The sequence below is a fragment of the Pseudomonas sp. FP215 genome, from assembly GCF_030687795.1.
Taxonomy (GTDB): domain Bacteria; phylum Pseudomonadota; class Gammaproteobacteria; order Pseudomonadales; family Pseudomonadaceae; genus Aquipseudomonas; species Aquipseudomonas salmasensis.
In genome coordinates this window covers 209,227-230,685 of record NZ_CP117447.1, presented here as the reverse complement: position 1 = coordinate 230,685, position 21,459 = coordinate 209,227, and the positions used below count along the sequence as shown (strand labels likewise).

Annotated in this window: 21 protein-coding genes; 5 read left to right on the top strand and 16 right to left on the bottom strand. The window is 60.0% G+C overall.

Features of this window, described 5'->3' with window-relative positions; translation table 11 throughout:
- Positions 1-583 precede the first annotated feature (583 nt).
- Positions 584-1,759 (bottom strand): cell wall metabolism sensor histidine kinase WalK, encoded by a 1,176-nt coding sequence (locus PSH76_RS00950; protein WP_032894203.1) that lies wholly within the window; start codon positions 1,757-1,759, stop codon positions 584-586.
- Positions 1,760-1,764: 5 nt separating this feature from the next.
- On the bottom strand, positions 1,765-2,454 hold the full coding sequence (locus tag PSH76_RS00945; protein ID WP_003187519.1) for a response regulator: 690 nt from the start codon (positions 2,452-2,454) through the stop codon (positions 1,765-1,767).
- 219 nt (positions 2,455-2,673) lie between these two features.
- Between PSH76_RS00945 and PSH76_RS00940 the strand changes: the two genes are divergently transcribed.
- A complete protein-coding gene (locus tag PSH76_RS00940) occupies positions 2,674-3,486 on the top strand; it encodes a MipA/OmpV family protein (RefSeq protein ID WP_098952580.1) in 813 nt (270 codons plus the stop codon).
- Positions 3,487-3,599: 113 nt separating this feature from the next.
- A complete protein-coding gene (locus PSH76_RS00935; RefSeq protein WP_032894204.1) occupies positions 3,600-4,820 on the top strand; it encodes an alginate lyase family protein in 1,221 nt (406 codons plus the stop codon).
- Between the two features lie 252 nt (positions 4,821-5,072).
- On the opposite strand, the gene PSH76_RS00930 is transcribed toward PSH76_RS00935, so the two are convergent.
- The gene (locus PSH76_RS00930; protein WP_305493458.1) at positions 5,073-5,972 is read right to left on the bottom strand and encodes a LysR family transcriptional regulator; all 900 of its coding nucleotides are present in this window, start codon (positions 5,970-5,972) and stop codon (positions 5,073-5,075) included.
- A 116-nt stretch (positions 5,973-6,088) separates the two neighbouring features.
- Between PSH76_RS00930 and PSH76_RS00925 the strand changes: the two genes are divergently transcribed.
- Positions 6,089-7,120: an SDR family oxidoreductase gene (locus PSH76_RS00925; RefSeq protein WP_305493457.1), complete on the top strand. Its 1,032-nt coding sequence runs from the start codon at positions 6,089-6,091 to the stop codon at positions 7,118-7,120.
- A 42-nt stretch (positions 7,121-7,162) separates the two neighbouring features.
- Here PSH76_RS00925 and PSH76_RS00920 read toward each other — a convergent pair whose 3' ends face one another.
- The 4 genes from PSH76_RS00920 to PSH76_RS30640 are packed head-to-tail and all read right to left on the bottom strand — an operon-like array spanning position 7,163 to position 9,657.
- Positions 7,163-7,465, bottom strand: coding sequence for a hypothetical protein (locus PSH76_RS00920; RefSeq protein ID WP_034134591.1), 303 nt, complete (start codon positions 7,463-7,465; stop codon positions 7,163-7,165).
- 9 nt (positions 7,466-7,474) lie between these two features.
- Positions 7,475-8,098 carry a LysE family translocator gene (locus PSH76_RS00915; RefSeq protein WP_034134590.1) on the bottom strand — a complete coding sequence of 208 codons (624 nt, stop codon included), beginning with the start codon at positions 8,096-8,098 and terminating at the stop codon, positions 7,475-7,477.
- A gap of 52 nt (positions 8,099-8,150) precedes the next feature.
- Complete coding sequence (locus PSH76_RS00910) at positions 8,151-9,455, bottom strand: SidA/IucD/PvdA family monooxygenase (RefSeq protein ID WP_305493456.1); 1,305 nt, start codon at positions 9,453-9,455, stop codon at positions 8,151-8,153.
- Positions 9,456-9,465: 10 nt separating this feature from the next.
- Positions 9,466-9,657: a GNAT family N-acetyltransferase gene (locus PSH76_RS30640; RefSeq protein ID WP_370874656.1), complete on the bottom strand. Its 192-nt coding sequence runs from the start codon at positions 9,655-9,657 to the stop codon at positions 9,466-9,468.
- Between the two features lie 116 nt (positions 9,658-9,773).
- On the opposite strand from PSH76_RS30640, the gene PSH76_RS00905 reads away from it, so the two are divergent.
- Positions 9,774-11,045, top strand: coding sequence for an IS4-like element ISPa45 family transposase (locus PSH76_RS00905; protein ID WP_020924943.1), 1,272 nt, complete (start codon positions 9,774-9,776; stop codon positions 11,043-11,045).
- Positions 11,046-11,268: 223 nt separating this feature from the next.
- Here PSH76_RS00905 and PSH76_RS00900 read toward each other — a convergent pair whose 3' ends face one another.
- The 5 genes from PSH76_RS00900 to PSH76_RS00880 form a co-directional block, all read right to left on the bottom strand.
- Entirely contained in the window at positions 11,269-11,580 is a 312-nt protein-coding gene (locus PSH76_RS00900) for a GNAT family N-acetyltransferase (RefSeq protein WP_305493455.1), read from the bottom strand.
- Entirely contained in the window at positions 11,577-12,830 is a 1,254-nt protein-coding gene (ectB, locus tag PSH76_RS00895) for a diaminobutyrate--2-oxoglutarate transaminase (protein ID WP_305494430.1), read from the bottom strand. The genes PSH76_RS00900 and ectB overlap by 4 nt, the downstream gene beginning before the upstream one ends.
- Positions 12,831-13,171: 341 nt before the next feature.
- Positions 13,172-13,714, bottom strand: coding sequence for a hypothetical protein (locus PSH76_RS00890; protein WP_032894208.1), 543 nt, complete (start codon positions 13,712-13,714; stop codon positions 13,172-13,174).
- Positions 13,711-14,283 carry an RNA polymerase sigma factor gene (locus PSH76_RS00885; RefSeq protein WP_138761795.1) on the bottom strand — a complete coding sequence of 191 codons (573 nt, stop codon included), beginning with the start codon at positions 14,281-14,283 and terminating at the stop codon, positions 13,711-13,713. Before PSH76_RS00885 ends, PSH76_RS00890 begins: the two co-directional genes overlap by 4 nt.
- 194 nt (positions 14,284-14,477) lie before the next feature.
- Positions 14,478-16,091 carry a VWA domain-containing protein gene (locus PSH76_RS00880; protein ID WP_305493454.1) on the bottom strand — a complete coding sequence of 538 codons (1,614 nt, stop codon included), beginning with the start codon at positions 16,089-16,091 and terminating at the stop codon, positions 14,478-14,480.
- A gap of 223 nt (positions 16,092-16,314) precedes the next feature.
- Between PSH76_RS00880 and PSH76_RS00875 the strand changes: the two genes are divergently transcribed.
- Entirely contained in the window at positions 16,315-18,522 is a 2,208-nt protein-coding gene (locus tag PSH76_RS00875) for a M10 family metallopeptidase C-terminal domain-containing protein (protein WP_305493453.1), read from the top strand.
- A gap of 23 nt (positions 18,523-18,545) precedes the next feature.
- Here PSH76_RS00875 and PSH76_RS00870 read toward each other — a convergent pair whose 3' ends face one another.
- From PSH76_RS00870 to PSH76_RS00855, 4 genes are all read right to left on the bottom strand, one after another.
- Positions 18,546-19,196, bottom strand: coding sequence for a DUF799 domain-containing protein (locus tag PSH76_RS00870; RefSeq protein ID WP_005783625.1), 651 nt, complete (start codon positions 19,194-19,196; stop codon positions 18,546-18,548).
- Positions 19,193-19,555 (bottom strand): DUF4810 domain-containing protein, encoded by a 363-nt coding sequence (locus PSH76_RS00865; protein ID WP_305493452.1) that lies wholly within the window; start codon positions 19,553-19,555, stop codon positions 19,193-19,195. The genes PSH76_RS00870 and PSH76_RS00865 overlap by 4 nt, the downstream gene beginning before the upstream one ends.
- Before the next feature lie 29 nt (positions 19,556-19,584).
- Positions 19,585-20,265, bottom strand: a complete 681-nt coding sequence (locus tag PSH76_RS00860; protein ID WP_005783620.1) for a CsgG/HfaB family protein — start codon at positions 20,263-20,265, stop codon at positions 19,585-19,587.
- 440 nt (positions 20,266-20,705) lie between these two features.
- Positions 20,706-21,398 (bottom strand): hypothetical protein, encoded by a 693-nt coding sequence (locus PSH76_RS00855; RefSeq protein ID WP_003187502.1) that lies wholly within the window; start codon positions 21,396-21,398, stop codon positions 20,706-20,708.
- Positions 21,399-21,459: the final 61 nt, after the last annotated feature.

Below are 21,459 nucleotides of genomic sequence, written 5' to 3'. Positions count from 1 at the left end.
ACGGCGATTTGACATCATCGCGGACCTTTAGCCTGCGGTAAAGGCCCTGTCTACCAGGCCCCACAGAGATAAGTGAATCTTCCCAAGATTCGTAACCCAGTCGAATGACCTGATTTGGCCGCTTACTGCCCTTCATTACTGACTACTTTTTTGGGTGAGCTCAGTCGATTTGGTTCGTGGAGAGGCTTAGCGACTGATCTGGATGCCACAAATTTGCCACTCTCGCCCCGCTAACAGGGACGAAAACCAGCTAACCACAGCTGCCACAACCCTTTGATTTTCCTGCTAATCCGCGCTAACGTGCTGATTCTAAACGTCGACTTTTAGGACTCCGAAGGCAGGGGTCGTGGGTTCGAATCCCGCCGGGTGCACCAGATATGAAATGAAAAAGCCTCAGGTCGGGAGATCTGGGGCTTTTTTGTTTTTGGTTTGGTGGGTGGTGAGAGAGTGTTGAGTCGCGTCGGGATAGTAGAGGTGAAAATAAATCCCCTTTTCTCCCCCCTTTTTCCCAAGCAGTTTTCCAGCTCTACGATCATTACGATTTCACCGCCTTGAGCGCCGGTCTCAAGCAAAGAAGAAACGCCTACACAGGAACCTCTGCCCTGATGAGCGTACCGCCTTCGACCAGATTGCGGGCAGTAATGGTACCGCCATGGGCCTGGCAGATCGCACGGGCGATGGACAAGCCTAGCCCGCTCCCCCCCGAGTAACGTGCCCTGGAGCGCTCTGCACGCCAGAAGCGGTCGAACACGCTGTCCAGATGCTGGGCTTCGATACCTGGCCCTCGGTCACCGACTTCAATCACCACCGAACCGTGAACCCGGCGCGCCGTTATATTCAACTCGCCTCCCCCGGCCGCATAACGCAGCAAGTTATCGACCAGAATGTTGATCACCTGGCCCAGGCGATCACGATCGGCGTGCATACGAAGCCCATCAGCAATACTGACCTGCGTCAGCACGCAAGCCTCATCCAACTGCGGCTGGAACCACGCCAACCGCTCCGCCACCAGAGCCGCCAGAGAAAACTCGCTGCACTCCAGCACCAGCCGACCAGCACGAGCCATCGACAACAGGTGCAAGTCATCCACCAGTTTTCTGAGTTGATCGAGCTGACGCTTGACCATGCCCAACTGCATGGCATCGCTGGGGAATACCTCATCGAGCATACCCTGCACGCGCCCCATGGCGGCGTTCAAGGGTGTGCGCAGTTCGTGGGCAATGACCGCGCTGGATTCACGCACATCGCGCTCATAGCGCTCCAGTTGCGTGGTCATGCTGTTGAAGTCGCTGACCAGCCGTTGCAGCTCGTCGGGCGCGTCGCGGTGCACCGGCAGGCGCGTCAGGAAATCACCGCCGGCGACTCGCCGGGCGCCCTGGGCAATCGCCGAGAACTGGCTGGACAAGGGCCGCGAAAACCACAGGCCGAAGCCAATGATGATAGGGATCGCGGCCAGCACCAGGCCGATCAGTATCAGCCAGTCGCGATTGGCGATAGCCGGCTGGAAATAGTCCAGCGGATAGTACTGGGCAACCACTTGACGCAAGCGTGCCTCATTGAGCTCTGGCTCCGCGCGCAACGCCAGCAGCTCCTCACGCGGCCCCGGCGGCAGATGCTGCACAAAATACCAGTCCGACAGTGTGACGTTGATCCACATGCACACCGAGATCACCACCACCGCGCCGATCGCCAGCAAGCTCATGCGCAGGCCGATCCAGCGCCACATGGGTTTGTCGTTGACCCGCGGTTGCTCAAGCATGTGCGTTACCTGAATCGATAGCCAATGGAGCGCACCGTGACCAGAACACCGGTGATGCCGTGGTTTTCCAGCTTGCGGCGCAGGTTGTGCACGTGGGTGTCGACGACGCGGGCCAGGGCTTCGCTTTCCGGCAGGCAGATTTCCAGCAACTCATCACGGGTGAAGGCCTTGGACGGCGTCTTGAGCAACGTCACCAGCAGCTTGAATTCCGTTGGGGTCAGGTCCAGCCATTGCGGTGGTGCTTCGCCCTGCTCAATGGCTGCGGTAAACGCAACAAGATCCACCCGCAGGTTTTCATGGCGCAGCAGGTGTTCCACCGGTTGGTTGCCGGTGGTGCGCCGCAACACCGCGTGCACCCGCGCCACCACTTCGCGCGGGCTGTAAGGCTTGACCACATAGTCGTCCGCGCCATAACGCAAGGCACCGAGCTTTTCCGGTTCGTCGCCCATGGCCGTGACCATGATGACCGGCGTGTCACTGCTACGGCGAACGGCGGATAACACCTCGGTGCCGCTCAAGCGCGGCAGCATCACGTCGAGCAGGATCAGGTCGGGCTGCCAGCTTTTGTACAGGTCCAGACCGCGCTGGCCGTCTTCGGCCAGGGCCACCTCATAGCCATCCCGGAGCAAGTAGGCTTCGAGAATGTTGGCGCTGTCGGCGTCGTCTTCGACGATGAGGATACGTTTTCCTGACACAAAGAAGCCTCTTGATGAAACCTTGATAATTTACGCACCGTTTATTGAAAGTGCGCTGCCAGTATTGCCCTACGCCCGCTTTCGCGAGCCGATCCTATGTCGATCACCGCCTCGCTGTCCAAGCCTATCAACGTGCCTGAACAGCTCGATCCGAGGGCGGCACGGTATCGCGCGTTGGCAGGCGCACTGCTGTCTTCTTTACGCTCAAAGGGCTTGACCATGAACTTCACCACTCCCCCTACCCGCAACATCCTGTTGGGCGCCGCCACGCTGCTGTGCTGCACACTCGTGCCCCAGGCTCAGGCGGCCGACGCTAGCCCGGCAGCCGATGAAACCACTGTTACCCTGGGCCTTGGCATGGGTGTCACACCTCGCTACATGGGTGCTAACCGCTACCGTCCGCTCGTACTGCCGATGCTCAGCATCCAGCACGGAGCGTTGTTCGCCGACACCACTCGCGGCGTGGGCCTGCAATTTCAATCCGACAGTGGCTTCGGCGCCAGCGCGGCGATCAATTACGACATGGGCCGCAAGGAGAAGGACAGCACTACCGGCGCGGGCGGCGACGAGCTCAGAGGTATGGGCGATATCAACGGCGCAACCGTCGCCGACTTTACCCTCAGCCAACAACTGCTTGACTGGCTGTCGGTCAACGGCGAAGCCGAACTGCGCATGGCCGGCGAGCACCGAGGCAACCGTTACCGCTTTGGCCTGGAAGGCATACTGTTGCACACAAGCCGCGACACCCTGAGCCTGGCCATCGACGCCCATGCCGGCGATAGCCGCTACAACCAGACGTTCTTCGGCGTCACCCAGGCTCAGAGCCAACGCTCGATCTACAGCAAGTACACCGCCGACGCCGGGATCTATGCCTACTCCGCTGCCTTGAACTGGCAGCACACCTTCGACGCGCACTGGTCAACGCTGGCCAGCCTGACGCTGACTCAATACGCTGACCAGGCCAGCGACAGCCCGCTGGTAAGGCGCGAAACCGCTGGCTTGGGCCTGTTTGCAATCAACTACACGTTTTGACAACAAGCCCCGGGTATGCAGGCTTCATCTGGACTATCCCTGGGGCAGATTCCGGTCCTGTGCGAATGGCTTTTCAGACCGCGCAAGGTTCTACCCATCAGGGCGTACACACGATGATCCGTTTGAAGTACCTGTCCAAAAGAGCCGTGCTGCTCTATGCGCTATTGATGAGTATCGGCAGTCAAGCCTCCCCCACCCTGCATACCGAAGCGTTCGTGCATCCTGGCCTGCTCCAGACCCGGGAGGACTTCACGCGGATACGCGAGAAGCTGGCCAACTATAACCAGCCGTGGCTGGCCGGCTGGCAGAAGCTGATCGCCAATCCCCATGCCTCATTAGCCTGGCAGCCCAACCCGATGCCGGTGGTGTACCCCACTTCAGGCGGCCCGAATAACGACAGTGTTCTGTTCAACGACGCAGCCGCCGCGTATGCACTGGCCCTGCGCTGGCAGATCTCCAACAACCCGGCGTATGCCGACAAGGCCGTGAGTATTTTGAACCAGTGGGCCTTGACCCTCACCGCGATCAAAGACAAGCCCGGCAGAGCTTTGGTGGCAGGCTTGTACGGCTACCAACTGGCCAACGCGGCCGAACTGCTGCGCAGCTACCCAAAGTGGCGGGCGGAAGATTTCCAGCGTTTTCAAGGCATGATGCTCACTGTGTTCTACCCCATCAATCATGACTTCCTGGTGAACCACGACGGCGCCCGGCCTGATCATCATGGGGCCAGCTGGGACCTAGCCAACATGAACTCGATGCTGGCCATCGGCGTACTGACCGACCGCCGCGATCTCTACAACGAGGCCGTCGACTACTTCAAGCACGGCACCGGTAACGGCGCCATCGCCCACGCGGTGTGGAAGCTCTACGGCGATGGCCTCGGTCAAGTCCAGGAAAGCGGACGTGATCAGTCACACGCCATGCTCGACATAGCCCTGCTCGGCAGTTTCTGCCAAATGGCCTGGAACCAGGGCAACGACCTGTTCGGCTACCAGAACAATCGCGTGCTGCAGGGCGCCGAGTATGTGGCCAAGTACAACCTTGGCCAGGAGGTGCCGTTTACCCCCATCCCCAACAGCAGCTTCAAACAGACCGTCATCTCGGCCGATCATCGCGGCGAAACCCGTCCGATATGGGAACTGCTCTACAACCACTACGCCGTGCGAAAGGGCCTCAGCGCACCGAATGTGCAGGCCATGGCAAATAACGTCCAAGTGGAAGGTGGTGGCGGGGATTATGGTGCTGACAGGGTTGGCTACGTCCAGCTGGGGTATGGGACGTTGCTGTATTCGTTGGGGGAATACGGTTTGTCGCAGATGCAGCTGATGCCGTAGAGGTATATCACCGAAGCTGCGCTGCGCATTACAAATGCGTCCTTTCTACCTGTCAAATTCGGGGAATGGCAAGAACGCATTGGTGTGTTGGAAATGTCAAAGGACGCCAGCACCATCGCCGCAGAAGTGTAGAGCCAGACATGAATGAAACACCCGAGGTCTTAAGACCCGGGGCTTTTTTGTGAGCCACTTGCACGCGCAACTCGATGTTGCTACGAGTGGCTAAGCGCCTACATCCCGATGGGTTGAGGATTACGAAGGCCTTGATGAATTCCCGGAATGCTGCTTTTCCAGGCTTGAGATTTCACCGCGCAACACCCCCTCCAACACCCCAAAAAACCCCTGAATATGCCCCTGCTTCAACGCCTGCGGCCGCGTAACCAAATAAACCTCCATCGCCGGCAGTTCTATCTCCTGAAAAACCTCACTCAACCCCGTAGCCAAAATACGCGGCAGCACCGCCACACCCATCCCTCGCTTCACCGACTCAAGCTGCACCGCAAACGAACTCACCCTGATCGGCGCATGATCCAGCCCCGCAGCTTTCGCCGCGCGCATTTGCGGTAACAGGTCCAGCGGCGGCAGCAAGGCAATACTGGCGGCAGTGGCGGGAGTTAGCGCAGGAAAACGTTGCAGGTATTCGGCGGTAGCAAAGACCCCGTAGTCCAGTTTGCCGAGCCCTCGGTAGATCAAAGAGGGTTCGCCCAGGTGTGCGGTACGTATGGCGATGTCGGCTACGCCTCGTACGATTTTGTGGAAGTCGGGGGTGACCTGCAGTTCTACGGAGCAGCCTGGGTGCTGCGCTGTGAAGCGGCTGGCGGCTTCGAGCACGCTGGCAGAGAAGCCTTCGCCGGCGCTCAACAGCACGGTGCCGCTGAGGGTTGCGGGCGTGCCGTCGGCGGGGGCCTGGCGGCGCAGGCCGGATTCGGCTGCCAGGGCGACGTCTACCAGGGCCTGGCCTCGGGAGGTGAGCCGGCAGCCTTCCACGCCGCGTTCCACCAGTGGTTCGCCCAGGGCGGTTTCCAGTTGGGTGAGGCGGCGGGAGACGGTAGACGCCGCGATACCGAGTAACTGGCCTGCCTGTAAAAAACTGCCGCGCCGTGAGACTGCCAGCAGCAGTCGAAGATCGTCCCAATTTGCCTGCAATGCCATATCTCCGCGCTTCCCTGGTGTGCAGATGTGCAAAGCCATTATGCCGCAGGCGCTGTTTTTACGGCGTGGGCTCGCGGGTATATCTACTGGCCTTCTCAACAAATGGAATGGCCTGTATGAACACGAACCCCAATCGCTTGCGCAGCACCTTTGTGACCGGTGCCACCGGTTTGCTGGGCAACAACCTGGTACGGGAGCTGGTCGCACGGGGTTATGCGGTGAAGGCGCTGGTGCGCTCGGCGGCCAAGGGCGCTCAGCAGTTCGGCGATGTGCCGGGTGTGGAACAGGTGGTGGGGGACATGGCGGATGTGGATGCCTTCGCGGCAGCGTTGCAAGGCTGCGATACGGTGTTTCACTGCGCGGCGTTTTTTCGGGATAACTACAAGGGCGGCAGCCATTGGGAGGAGCTGGAAAAGATCAATGTCGTCGGTACGCGAGCCCTGCTGCAACAGGCGTATGACGCCGGTGTGCGAAGGTTTGTGCATACTTCGTCGATTGCCGTGCTCGACGGTGCCCCCGGTACGCCGATCGACGAGACGTGCCTGCGGGCCGAAGCCGATGCGGATGACTACTACCGCAGCAAGATCCTGGCTGAGCGGGAGGTGTTGAGGTTTCTTGAAAGCCATCCGCAGATGCACGCTTGCATGGTGTTGCCCGGTTGGATGTGGGGGCCGGGTGACCGTGGGCCGACGTCTTCGGGGCAGTTGGTTCGGGACGTTATCAACGGCAAGTTGCCGGGGCTGATTCCTGGCACCTTTTCGCTGGTCGATGCCCGCGATGTGGCCTGGGCGCACATTGCTGCCGCCCAAAGCGGGCGACGGGGCGAGCGTTATCTCGCGGCCGGTCGCAACTTGACCATGCGCCAGCTGATGCCGGTGCTGGGGCGTATTGCTGGGGTCAAGGTTCCCTCGCGCCAACTGCCGCTGCCCGCGCTGTACCTGTTGGCAGCGGTGCAAGAGGCCTACGCGTACCTGACCGGCAAGCCTATCTTGCTGAGCATGGCAACGTTACGGCTGTTGATACGCGAGGAGCACCGTACCCGCTTTGACCACCGCAAAAGTGAAGAGGAACTGGGGCTGAGTTTTCGCGGGTTGGAGCAGACCCTCACGGACACGGTGGCCTGGTACCGGGCTCACGGCAGGTTATAAGAAAGCCCCAGGCCAACGACCGGGGGCTATTTATATGGGTCTTCAGCACGCCCATTTGAAATCTTGAAAAGCCACCTCCCTGGCTAACGCGACCGGCACGGAGTAAGCCCTGCGCCGAACAGCCTGCAGTGATGCTGCGTAATTGATACCCGGCCCAAAGCTGTCGATCACTTGGAAAATGCCCTCAAGGCAGCAGTCCAAAATCAACGTCACCCCCGGATAATCCCTCGTCAGTTCCCCCGTTGAATCGCTTAGCACCAACGCCTCCGGCTTCAGGTCAATCAACAACCAACTACGATGCTTGAAGCGCACCCCCACATCCTTGAGCAACGCGTTCCATTCCATGACCCAACCTCATCGACTGGCGATCAGCACAGGAATGGCGTTGTTCAGTGAGAACGCCACCAGAAATACGGCCAGCCCGACGTCGATCTGCCGGGTGTACTTGAGGAACAGCGCCTTGATCGGACCTTGGCCGAACAGCAGCGCCACCACTGAATACCAGATGACTTCCAGGGTCGAGCACAGCATCACCACCAGCACTTTGTCGATCTCCGAGCGCGGCACCGAGAGAAAGCCGGCATAGATACTGATCATGAAAGCGATGGTTTTCATGTTGCTGATATTGGTGATCACCCCCACGCGGTAGGCCTTGGCGAAGCTGGTCGCGCCCGGTGCGGTGCTTTCGGCCGTGCCGGTGTTCTTGGCCAGCACGCTTTTGATGATGCTGTACGCGATGTACAGCAGGTACGCCGAACCGCATAACGTGGCGACTTTGGAAAACGCCGGGTACTGGTGCAACAAAGCCGCCAGGCCCAGCAACGAAATCGTCGAGAAAAACACCCCGACCGTGCAGATGCCCAGGGTCGCGCCGATGCCGGTCGACACCGAGCCCAGCGAGGCGAAGCGGCTGACAATGATGAAGTTGGGGCCCGGGCTTATCACCGCCAGGATGTAGATCAATGCTGCTGTAAACATGGGAACTCCTTGTATGAGGCAGCGGACCGCGCAGGCCGCTGCCGAGAGCCGATCAGGCCAGTGCGTGCAACGGAGCCTCGGCCTGCGCGAGCTTTGCCTCCAGGGACGCGAGGATATGTTCGACCCGCAGTGAAATCAGGCTGAATGAGCCGGCGTCACCCAGGCCATGGGAGCTTTCGCATAAGCCGTTAAGGAACACGGCAGGCAATTCATCCAGCGCCGTCAGGCTGTAATCGCGGTTCACCACCAGCGCGCCATGAGTGTCCGCTCGGAACCGGGCGTGATAAGGCGCCAACAGCGGTGGATAGAGTTCACCATTTTCCTTGGCGGCAATGTCCTTGAAACCGGTAGCCAGCACCAGCGCATCCAACGCGAGGGTCGAGTGGGTCAGTTGGTTGACCTCTTTGAGCGCCAGCTCCACCTGCCCTGATGCGTTGATCTGCGCCTGCTCGATGGCGATGTTGTTGAGAATGTGGATACGCTGTTTGCCCTGCAGTTTTTCCTCATGGATGCGCACGTATAGCGCGTTGATCACGTCTTCATCGGCCGAGCTGTAGTTGGTGCCGCGCAGTTGCTTGTCCACCCGCGCCTTGGCCTCGGGCGGCAGGTTGAAGTAGTAGTCGATAAATTCCGGAAAATACACCTTGTCGCTGAATGGGCTGGTGTCTTTGAGGCGGAAGCTGAAGCTGCGGTGCAGCGAGTAAATCTCTTTGTCCGGGAACCTGGCGGTCAGGTCGAACACAATCTCCACGGCGCTCTGGCTGGACCCCACCACCCCGATGCGCTGCACGCTCTGGGGCAGCTGGTTGAGACGCTCCAAGTAGTGATTGAGATGGAACACCCGAGGGCCGGTCAGGCCCTCGAACACCGCTGGTATATTCGCCGTGCGCCCGGTGCCCAGCACCAGACTGCGCCCGTAGATGACCCTTTGGTCGTTATAGGTCACCTTCCACACCTGCTCGCCTTTGAATAGCAACGGCTCGACCCGGTGGGCGAACGCTGAGGATTCAACACTGGCGAGAAAATGCCCGGCCACCCATTTGATGTACTCGGCATATTCACGCCGCAACGGGTATGTCAGCGGCAGATTGAGGTAATCGAACAGGCGCCCGGTTTCTTTCAGGTAATTGACGAACCCATAGTGGCTGCGCGGGTTGCGCGGCGTGACCAGGTCGCGCAAGGGGTTGTTCTGGATGTCCGAGCCGCTGAGCAGCATTTCATCCTGCCAGTCGGGGGTGGGCTTGGCGTCGAGGAACCGATAGGTCAGCGCTGAAGCCGACTCCTGCAGCCCGATAGCCAACGCCAGGTTGGAGGGACCAAAACCAATACCTACGATATCGAAAACAGTGTCTGACATGGAAAAGCTCCTATCCCTGGATTGGCTTCAGTGGAAGATGGTAATAGTGATACGCCGTGTTTTCGATAAACCCGAAGCGCGTGTATAAGTTTCGAGCCTTTGGGTTATCGTCCGCGCCCTCAATGAACAACTGTTTGGCGCCGGTTGTTTCCGCGAACGTCTTGGCCGCATTCAATAAGGCCAGGCCAACCCCCAATGTCATCAACTTAAGGAATTTTTCCTATAAATATCATATAATTAGCGCTAAATTCAGCGCATAGGAGAAACCCTTTTGGCCCCTCATTCCACACCGTTTGACACCGCCCAGCAAACCCTGGCTTGAAAATTGTACAAAAAATAACCAGTCAGCTCGATTGTCCCGACTTCATCGATACCCACCGCCAGCGCCCTCACGACTTTACCCGCCGACGCCAACTGACCTTCAAGAACCTCGTCCTGTTTTTGCTCAATCAGCCACGCACCGCCCTGCAAACCGAGCTCGATCAGTTCTATCGCGTGCTCAACCAGGCCTCGGCCGAGACCCAGGTGGTCACCGCGCAGGCCTTCAGCAAGGCGCGCGGCAAGCTCAAGCCCGAGGTCTTCGAGAGCCTCAACCAAACCCTTCAGCAACAGCTCGACAGCCTCGGGCTGCGCCAGACGTGGCGCGGGTTACGGGTACTCGCCGTGGACGGCTCGACCGTCCATTTACCGCTGGAGTCGGTCATGACGCGCTTTTTCGGCTGCCATAGCGAGTTTCCCGTTGCCCGTCTGTCCATGCTCTACGACGTCGCCGACGGCCAGACGCTACACAGCCTGATCGTGCCATCCGCAGTCGGCGAGCGCGATTGCGCCCATCTGCACCTCGAGCATCTGCCCGCTGACAGCCTGACGTTGTTTGATCGCGGCTACCCCGGACACTGGCTGTTTGCGCTGTTCGAGCAGCACCGGCGACATTTCCTGATGCGCCTGCCGTGTGGCTACAACGCGCAGGTCAAACAGTTTCTCCGCTCGGGGCAGACAGAAGACACGCAGTTCTTCTCTGCCAGTCATCCCGAGGCGCGCCTGTTCTGTACCGAGGCCGGCGTCGATCCCGCGGGCCGGGTCGAATTGCGCCTGATCCGGGTCGAGCTAGCCAGCGGTGAAAGCGAAGTGCTGCTGACCTCCCTGCTGGATCGACAGGCCTTCCCGGCCGAGGTGTTCGCGGATCTTTACCACCGCCGCTGGGGCATCGAAACGGACTACCGCCGCCTCAAGCAGACCCTCTGCCTCGACAACTTTAGCGGCCGTAGCGTGACGGCCGTGAAGCAGGACTTTCATGCCGGGCAACTGCTGAAAAACCTAGCGCTGCTGATGCAACATCTGCTGCAACCGGTCATCGAGCAGCGCCACAAAGGCCGCAAGCTGCGCTGGAAGGTCAACTTCACCCAAGGGGTGTCACGCCTCAAGAACACCCTGGTCGACCTGCTGGTACGCCCCGGTGTGCAGGGGCTGGCCAACGTGATGGAGTTGATGGCCAACAGCCTCAGCGCTGTGCGCCCGGGCCGCAGCTTCCCGCGCCAGCGTATGCGCCTGGCCAGTCGCGGCTGCGAGGGCTACAAACCGACGCGCTAAGAACAAGCAGCACCCGAACTGCACCGCAAAAAAGCTGGCCAGACAGCGGCCGGCACGCGCTCGCCCGGAAAACGAGAAATCCCGCCCGCCGAGGCGAACCGGCATCCATTAAGCTGGCGTCTGGGTCGCACATGCGCTGAACTGGGGAGCAAAACCAGTGAAGGCACTGCTGCAACCGCGCGTCCAAGCCCCGGGATTTCTTGCCCCGGCCAGGGCTGGGGGCTTAAGTTGATGACATTGGGCCAACCCCCGCCCTGCGTTTGGACGCCTCAACATATAAATCATTAAGTATCCACAGGCGCTCTAACGTGACACTGGAAAAACTCGGGAACAGTTGTGTAAACCCAATGATTTCATTGTTTACCAGCGCGACGATAATAATTGACTCGCCTAAATAGAAGCGTTGTTGAATAAAGGCCGTCGAGCGGGTCAGGTCGGATGCCTCACCATAAAACTCGCGGTATTTGTCCAACAACGGCGCGATGGCGGCGGCGTCATCGAGGGACGCATGTCGAGTAAAAACTGCATCGCTCATGGTGTGGTCACCTCGGCAAACGCCTGCTCCAGAATCTGCACGCCTTGGGAGATCTGCGCAGCCGTGATGGTCAGGGCCGGAAGAAACTTCAGCACTTGGTTATCAATGCCGGAGGTTTCAATGATCAGCCCGTGGGCATAGGCACGCGCAGCGACTTTCTGCGCAAGGCTTACATCCTCGAACTCGATACCCCTGAAAAATCCGCGCCCCTTCAGGCGGTTGGGCGCCTTGGCGGCGAAGCCTGTGGACAAGCCCTGCAAGGCCTCATGCAGCACGCCCGCCTTGGCCTTGAGCGCCCGGGTAAAGCCTGCGTCGCTCCAATAGTGGTCGATTACCGCCTTGCCGGTAACGAACGCCAGGTTGTTACCGCGAAATGTGCCGTTGTGCTCTCCCGGCTCCCACACGTCCAGGTGAGGCGCCAGCAATACCAGCGACATGGGCAAGCCATAACCACTGATGGACTTAGACAAGGTCACGATGTCCGGGGTGACGCCCAGGGCTTCGAAGCTGAAGAAGTCACCCGTGCGCCCGCAGCCCGCCTGGATGTCATCGATGATCAGCAGAATGTCATGGGCCTGGGCGATGCGCTGCACGGCTTGCACCCAGGCAGCCGAGGCGCTGTTGACGCCGCCCTCGCCTTGCACGGTTTCCAGCACGATGGCCGCTGGTTTGTCGATGCCACTGCCGCTGCGCAACATAGTGGCCAAGTACAGCGAGGTGTCCACCTCGTCGCCGAAGTAGCCATCGTAGGGCATGAAGGTGACGTTGCTGAGGGTAACGCCCGCCCCGGCCCGCTTACGCGGGTTGCTGGTCAGGGCCAGGCTGCCCAGGGACATTCCATGGAAGGCATTGGTGAAGGCTACGATGTTCTGGCGCCCGGTGTACTTGCGCGCCAGCTTGATCGCGGCCTCTACCGCATTGGTGCCGGTGGGCCCAGGAAACTGCACTTTGTAACGCAGGTTGCGCGGCGCGAGCACCTGCGCTTCGAATGCAGTGAGAAAGGCTTTCTTTGCGGTGGTCTTGAAGTCCAGGCCATGAGTGATGCCATTGTGCGCAATGTAGTCGAGCAGCGCGGCCTTTAATACCGGGTTGTTATGCCCGTAGTTCAAGGCACCGGCACCGCTGAAAAAGTCGATGAAAAGCTGACCTTGTTCACTGGTCAGCGTTGATCCCTCGGCGGTTTTGAACGTATCGGTAAAGTCCCGGCAATAAGAGCGTACATTGGACTCTTTCAGCTCGAAGATATCCAAGGGTTGTTGCAGTTCAGGTATTGCCTGTGCAAGTGAGTAATTCAGCGTCGCCGTCATATCAGGTACCGTTCATTAATCCAATTGAATGGACTTCCAACAGGTAGAGCTATTTCCCAGTGGCCATGTAGCGAATGCTGAGAAGACTTTAATCCTTGAAGTCCGCTTGCAACTTTTCATCCAATGAAAACATGACCCGCTCTGTTGGCCAGCAGGAACAATGACGTCTTTCGCTGATTAAACTAGCAGCAATTACTCCCCCTGCAACTGAATATAAATTCATATGCTTATGACCCGTTGCCGCCAAGCCGGCGATGGTATCGCGCGATACCATCGCCACGGGGTCAGTGCGGCGGCAAGGTTTTGAGGCGTTCTTCCAGGTTTTGCCCAGGGAAGCGCTTTTGCAACTCGGCAAGTTTGGTCGTCGCTGCGGCCTCATCCCCTGCCGCGCGCAGGCGCGCTACTTCCTGCAAGCCAAGCTCAAGAGGTTGCGGCGCAGCGCGCTTGGCCAGCTTGCCTTGGGGCAAGGCATCGCTGCTCATTTCGGCACTGTAGGACTCGGCACGGGGCGGCGCGCTCATCGGCGCAGGCGCGGAGAACGCGGCCGGGGCAGCGAGACGTGTGTTGTGTACCGGGTCCAACTCGGGGGTGCGCGTGATCACGCCCACCAGCAACGCCACACCGGCCAGGCTGGCAAATGCCATTTGCCAGCGCGGTTGCTGGCATGCACGCAGCCAGCGCTGCCACAGGTTGGGCGCGGGCTTGGGCGCTTCGCGGCGGGCAGCGTTGAGGATGAATGCGTCGAGGGACGCGGGCGGTTCGCCCGTGCTGTGTTGACGAAAGTGCTGGAGCATCTCGTCGTCTGGGGTGTGTCGGGAGTCGTTCATGCGAGTATCTCCTCGGCCAGCAGGCGGCGCAGTTTCTGCTGGGCGTAACGCAGGCGGCTTTTTACGGTTTCCAGCGGGGCGCCGGTGAGGGTGGCGATTTGCGGTACTTCGAGCTCGCCGTGCAGGCGTAGCAGGAAGACTTCGCGCTGGTCTTCGGGCAGGTCTTGCAGGGCGGCGTCGAGGCGGGCCTGGTCGCGGCTCAGGCTCAGCTGTTGTTCGGGGCCGGCGCTGTGGTCGGGCTGGGCGTGCAGCTGTTCATCGTAGCTGTCGTGCAACGGGTTGTGGATGCCGTGCTTGCGCCAGTGGTCGATCAGGCGGTTGCGGGCGATCTGGAACAACCAGGTACGAAAACTCGCCCGGCCTTGTGGCTGGGTGGTGCTGCGGATGAGGCTGAGCCAGGTGTCCTGGTAGATTTCTTCGGCCAGTTCGGCTTTGTTGCACAGGGACACGAGGAAGCGGTACAGGCCCTGGCGATGGCGCGTGTACAAGGCTTCGAAGGCGGCAGCGTCACCGGTTCGGTAGCGGGCCAGCAGCGATTCGTCGCTGGGTGAGTCGTCTGGAACGGCCATATAGTGGGCGAACTCCTTTTGGTCAGCCGAAACAGGATTACTGTAGGAGCGAGCTTGCTCGCGAAGAACGTCAACGATAACGCGTGCTTGCTGGATAAACGCGGTGCCTGTGAGTTTTTCGCGAGCAAGCTCGCTCCTACAAAAAGCTTTAGCAGCAAGCCCCCTCCCACATTTGATCTCGGTTGTGAGCGAGATCAGGGTTTGAGGCTTTGGGCCAACTCCACCAGTTGCACGAATTCGTTGCGCAGTCCGAAGGGGTCATCGCCGCGGGCCGAGCGCGCCAGTTTGGCGGTGTCTTGCAAGCTCATGGTGCCAGTGTAGCGGCCATCGCCCTTGAGCTGTTGGGCGAAGGCGGCCACGGCAGACGAGAAGCGCAGGTCGTCGCTGGCTGGGGTGGCCTGATTGGCGATGGGGCGTTCGATCAACTGGCTGTTACCGCCCGCAGCGGGCTTGTAGCGCACCCGCAGCATCGCCAGCTCATCGGACTTGCCTTCGGTCGCAGGCGCGGCGGCGTATCGCAAAGGCTCCAACCAGCCCTTCTCGCCCTTGGGCACGATTTCATAAAGCGCCGTCACCGTGTGCCCTGCGCCAATCTCGCCGGCGTCGACCTTGTCGTTGTTGAAATCCTCACGCTTCAAGGCGCGGTTTTCATAGCCCAGCAGGCGGTACTCGCTGACCTGGGCCGGGTTGAATTCCACCTGCAGTTTCACATCCCGCGCCACCACGGCCAGGGTGGAACTGAGTTGCTCCACCAGCACTTTGCGCGCTTCGCGCAGGTTGTCGATGTAGGCGTAGTTACCGTCGCCCGCGTCGGCGAGCTGCTCCATCAGGTGTTCGTTGTAGTTGTCCACGCCAAAGCCGAGGGTGGTCAGGGATACGCCGCTTTTGCGCTGGGCCACGGCCATTTGCTTGAGGCTGTCAAAATCGCGGATGCCCACGTTGAAGTCGCCGTCGGTGGCCAGCAGGATGCGGTTGATGCCGTTGGCAATAAAGCCTTCGCGGGCCAGCTGGTAGGCCAGTTCGATGCCGGACGCGCCTGCGGTGGAGCCGCCGGCGGTGAGTTGGTCGATGGCGTTGCGGATCTTGGCTTTGTCATGCCCGGAGGTGGGCTTGAGCACCACGCGGGATTCACCGGCGTAGACCACCAGTGACACGCGGTCCTGATCACGCAGTTGATCTACCAGCAATTTCAGCGTGCTTTTGACCATAGGCAACCCTTCGCGGCGGTCCATGGAGCCGGACACGTCCACCAGGAACACCAGGTTGGCGGGCGCCAGTTCGGCCACGGTTTTATCGGAGGCCTTGATGCCGATGCGCAGCAGTTTGGTGCGCGGGTTCCACGGTGTGGCGGCCACTTCGGTAGTGACGCCAAAGGGTAAGCCGTCGGTGGGCAGGGCGTAGTGGTAGGGGAAGTAGTTGACCATTTCTTCCAATCGCACCGCGCCTTCGGGCGGCAGGCGGCCTTGGTTGAGGAAGCGCCGTACGTTGGCGTAGCTGCCCGTGTCGACATCCACGCTGAAGGTGGAGACCGGGGTTTCGGCGACACGATGCACGGGGTTGTCAGGCAGGTTGGCGTATTGCTCGCGGGGTTCGCTGCGCTCAGCCAGGGTTGCCATCTCCCGCACCATCATCGGTGCAGGCATCGCACTACGTTTGACCAGAGCGCCCTGGGCCGGCGCACTTTGTAACTCAGCGACGGGCTTGCCGACCTCGGGGGAGGACGGCAATCCACAACCGCCGAGCGCCACCAGCAGCGTTATGGCAAAAGATTGGGCAGCAGGACGCAGCAAGAGCAGCGGGCGGGACATGGGCTGAACCTCGGGAATGAATGATCCGTTCAACAGCTCAGACGTAACGCCACACCCGTACGGGTTAAACACGGTTACTTCTGCCTCCGGTCGCTGCGTCACACTTAGAGACACAACCGGCTGAACCCGTTTTCACCACTAACCACATATCGAGGGTTCGCCTCCCTATCAGGACAATCTGTTTCTTGAGTGCTTTGGAGGCTTTTAAATCAGGGAAAACGCGATGAACTCTGTAAGGCACAACCCCACAAACCGCTATGAGCCTCTCGTCGAACGGCCCAGCTATGCAGGGGCCGCCTCAGACAAGCCGTCCTACACCACTGAGCAAGCGGCAGAGCAAATCACCCGAACCGGCTATCGTTGGAAAGAGCGAAACCAGGACAGCACCACACCTATCGGCTATCGCTTTTTCACACCCGCCCAAGGCACTTACAACACACCCAGCGGCGCTAGTGAGTTCTCCCACTCTCAAAAAGAACAGGCCTGGCGCGCCATGCAGTCTTGGGCAGATGTCGCCAATGTGTCCTTCACCGAAAATGCGCCCGATCTCAAAGGGCAAATTTTACTGGGCAATGACCCGCAGACTGGCCTGGCAGGGTATGCGTCTTATCCAGGCATTTATAGCGACGGCACACAAGCCTGGTTCGCCTCAGGCGGCAACAATCGCCCCTTCACTCACGGTAGTTTCAGCCGGTATCTGCTAGTCCATGAGATCGGCCATACCCTGGGGCTCATGCATCCTGGCAAATACAACAACGGCGGCAGCTACGCTGAAAATGCCAGCTACGCCGAGGACAATCGCGCCTACAGCCTAATGAGTTACTGGTGGGCCGGCCACCTGGGCCATGACCACAACAAGAGCGGCCAAACCCACTATGCCAGCGCGCCGCTGATGGACGACATTACGGCCATCCAAAAGCTCTACGGTGCCAATTACAAAAACCGCGACACCGACACGGTCTACGGCTTCAACTCCAATACCGGGCGTGACTTCCTCAGCCTCAACTCAGCGGACGACGCGCCCGTGTTCAGCGTGTGGGATGGGGGCGGCAACGACACCCTGGATTTCTCGCAGTTTCATCAGGACCAGACCATCAACTTGAAGGCTGAACACTTCTCCGATGTCGGTGGCATGAAAGGCAACGTCTCCATTGCCAAAGGCGTGACCCTGGAAAATGCCATCGGCGGCACGGGCGCAGATCGACTTATCGGTAACCACGCTGATAACCGCCTGACCGGTGGCCTGGGCCAGGACACCCTTACCGGTGGGCTGGGCAAGGATACGTTTGTGTATAACAACGCCAGCGAGTCGACCCAACAGCACCCCGACCTGATCACCGATTTCACCAGTGGGCAGGACAAGATCGATGTGTCCAACGCGCTGCAGGCCGCCGGTATCAAGGACCTGCAGTTTGTGCGCCGTTTCAGCGGCCGGCCGGGCGAGGCGTTGCTCGGTTATGACCCGAACACGCGCCAGCACAGCCTGGCCATTGACCTGAACGGCTCGGGCCAAGCCGACCTGTATATCAAGAGCCAAGGGCCAATCAAGCCAGACGACGTGATCAGCCGAGCCTCCCAACCGAACCGTATGCCAACCCCACCCGCCCGGGTTACGCCTGAAGCGCCAACCCCGCGGCCGCCGTCGCCAGCGGATGTGGCACCGTACAAGCCCCACACCACGCCAACATCCGCGCCGCAACAGGCACCGTTCTCCTTGCAGAACTACGCCAACGCATCCCTTAAGGGCACGCCGATGCATACCGCCGCCAGGGCCGTGGGCACGATTCGCGAAGTGAGCATTACACGTGACTCATGGGGCTACGAACGCGTGCATACCCGTTCGTTGGGCACCGGCTCGCTGATCAACGATGGCAACAGCGTGCTGACCAACCAACATGTGCGCGATGCGCTGGCCAAAGGCAGCAAGCTCGAGCTTTGGCTGGGGTATGAGCAAGACAGTACTGGCCGGATGAAGGTAGAGCGCAAAGTGCCGCTGGACCCCAACCCGCTCAGTGGCGACGCACGGTTGGACTACGCCGAGCTGCGTGTCGACTTGCCCGCCGGCGAGAAAAAAGCCTTGGCCGAGCAGTTCCGGCCACTCAAGTTGGCCTCCGGCCCCCAAGCATCGCCTGGGCAGAAAGTCTTTATGCCCAACCATGGGCAAGAGGCCCTCGGCATTTCATTTCTGAATGCCGAGGGCCAACCCACCACTCTCAAGGGATACGACCAGGACAGCCGTTATCAGGGCACGGTCTACCACGATGCCTTCAAGAAACCCGGCACTTCCGGTTCACCGCTGATCAGCGTCGACACCGGCGAAATCGTTGCCTTGCACAACGGCTCCATCGGCACCCACGTGAACGGGCAACGCGACTCCATGGGCACGGCCACCCGCATCGACTTGATCCAACAGCACCGTCGTCAGAGGTGACGCGGTTTACCGGTTGCCGCTGATCAGTCCGTGCCGTATTTCGGGTTGCGCGGGCCGTACAAGATGCCGGTGCGTTGCCCTGCCGACAGCAAGCGCGCACTGGTGATACCGGCAATCGGGTGCGCCGCATCGGTGGAGCTGTTGATCACCTGCTTGACCGCCGCCGTGATCAGCATGCCCACCAGGCCGCCGCCGTTGTTGTTGCCCTCCTCGCTCGACGCCCGCGCCGAACCGGTCCACAGGGTGGTGCCAGTGCGCAGGTCCACCAGTTTGGCCGAGGCCGTCACCGAGGTGTCGCTGGAGATCAGCATGTACTGGGTGCCGTACTCGCTGATGGTGATGTACAGCGCCGCGTCCGCGCCAAAGATGTCATGCAGCTTGGCCGGCTGTACGGCCTGGATATCGTTGGCGGTGGTGAGGCCGTTCTGGCGGAAGGTTTCGTCCACCAGGGCAATCGGCAACACGTAGTAGCCGGCTTCGGCCAGCGGGTAGGTGACTTGCGACACCAGGCTGTAGGACGCCTGCACTTCCGGCGATTCATTGATCGGCGGCAGTACCAGGATCGACTTGGGCCGCGCCTGTTTGTACGCCGAATAATCAACCGTCTTGGGGGCGGCGCAACCGCCGAGCAACGCCAGGGCCAGCAAGGCGCCGGTGAGTTTTAACAGGCTCATTTGGTGGCGACTCCGGCTTTGGCGTTTTTCAACAGAAAGTCCATGTACGCAGCAGACTCAGGGAACAGCGCCTTCTCGGTGCGAAACTCCTGCACCATCTGGTCATCCTTGCCCATGTTCATGTACAGCATGCCCAGGTGCGCGTGGTAACCCGGCGGCGCCTTGCGGCCACTGGCGTTGATCTTCTGCAGATCGCGCTCCAGTGCTTCCACCTGTGCTTCCTTGGGCTCGCCCTTGAAGTACTCGTAAACCTGCGGCTGGTAGCTCTCCCATTGATACAGGGGCTGGGGCGCCGTCTGGCACCCGGCTACCGTTGCGACTGCTGCCAGCGTCAGCGCCAATTTCACTGCGTTGCTCATCCGTGTACTGCTCCTTGTGGTGTGGCTGATCAGTTACGCGGGTTCCAGGCGCCGGCGTTGATGCCGTCGACCAAGCGGTTGATCGCTTCGCGCATGGCCAGGTCCAGCACCTTGCCATTGAGGGTAGAGTCGTAGCTGGCGGTGCCGCCGAAGCCGATCACTTCACGGTTGGACAGCGCGTACTCACCGGCGCCCTGGGTGGAATACACCACTTCGGAGGTGTTGATGTTGACGATATTCAACGCGACTTTGGCGTAGGCCACTTGGGTCTTGCCACGGCCGAGAATGCCGAACAACTGGCGGTCGCCGGTTTCTTTGCGGCCGAACTCGGTCACATCGCCAGTCACCACATAGTCAGCGCCCTTGAGCTTCTGCACGGTGCCTTTGATTTTGGCTTCCTGAGAGATTTCGCCCATGTTGTCGCGGTCCAGCACGCTGAAGCGGTTGGTCTGCTGCAAGTGGGTGATAAGGATGGTCTTGGCCTGGCCGCCGAGACGGTCAACGCCATCGGAGAAGATGCCGCGCATGTAGCTGGAGCGGTTATCGAACTTGCCCACGGCAATCGGCACACGCACGCCGGAATAGGCCACGTGGGCGCTGGCGACTTGCTCCACCGGCATCGCGCGGTTGCTCTCGGTGGCACAACCGGCCACGGTCAACAGCGCCGCGGCGGTAAGGCCCGACAGCAGGATTTTGGACAGTGTTTTCACAGGGTGCTCCTTGGGTGAGGAAATCAGCGTTGCTGGGTATTCCAAGGAGAAAGGCAGCCTGAAAACGTGCTGGCCTGAATTCTTCCCTGAAAGACTGTGATACAACGGCTGCGGCATTTTACGGGGTTGAGAGCGGTTCTCAAGGTGTTTCGGCCATAGGTGGGGAGGCTTACCCTCCTGCCGATCGCAATACTCGAAGCAACAAAGCTCAAGTGTGGGAGCTGGCTTGCCTGCGAAAGCGCCAGTACAGCAACCGACACACGGCCTTCATAAGCACACGCCTACTGTAGGAGCGAGCTTGCTCGCGAAAAACGTCAACGATAACGCGTGCTTTCTGAATGAACGCGGCGCCTGTAGGTTTTTCGCGAGCAAGCTCGCTCCTACAAAAAAATCCTTAACTCACTGGCATTACACCAACAACAGCCAGCCTTCGCACATCCCTACTTGAGCTCCTTCACCAGGTACTGCGCAGAAATCTGCGTAATCCCGGTCAACGCCCGGCGCAAGGCTTCAGGGTCCGTGCGGTAGGTTAACGGTGTATAGCCATAAACGTTCTGACCATTGAACGGCGTAACCGCTTCAAAGGTGCGCCAGATCATTTCATCGCCGCGATCCATCTGCGCTAACACGTTAAGGGTCGGATAAATCACACTGCTGAAACCTTGGGTCAGGCGAAAGCCCCACTCGGACACGGTCAGCTGAATCTGCGCATCAGCGGGCTCATCGTCGCCGACCACCTTGAGCGTCGAAGTCTTGCCCAACTCATCGACAAAGCCCTGCTTGAGCAACACGCCTACATCGAGTTTTTCCGCCTCCATCACCGTCAGAATAGCCACCGGCGTCGGCATCTCGGCCAATTGCCCAAGCTTCATGCCGCCGGCAAACCCGGCGCCACTCAACGCCGCAGTACCCAGCTTGGACGCCCCGCTGGCCATGCCAACACCCGCACCAACCCCGGCACCCAGGGCGGCGCCCCACGCTTGTTCACGGCCGAAGTACACCATGTTCTTTTCCCACTTCACGGGCAGGACTTTGACGGTCTTGATCTGCGCGCGGTTTTCGGGAGTGAGGGGGTGGCTGACGCAGCCGCCGAGGATGAGGGTGGTGAGGAGAATGAGGAGGAGGTTTTTCACATCAGTCCTTTAATGTTTGCAGTGAATACGAGAAGCCGGCAGGGCCTGGACCCTGCCGACA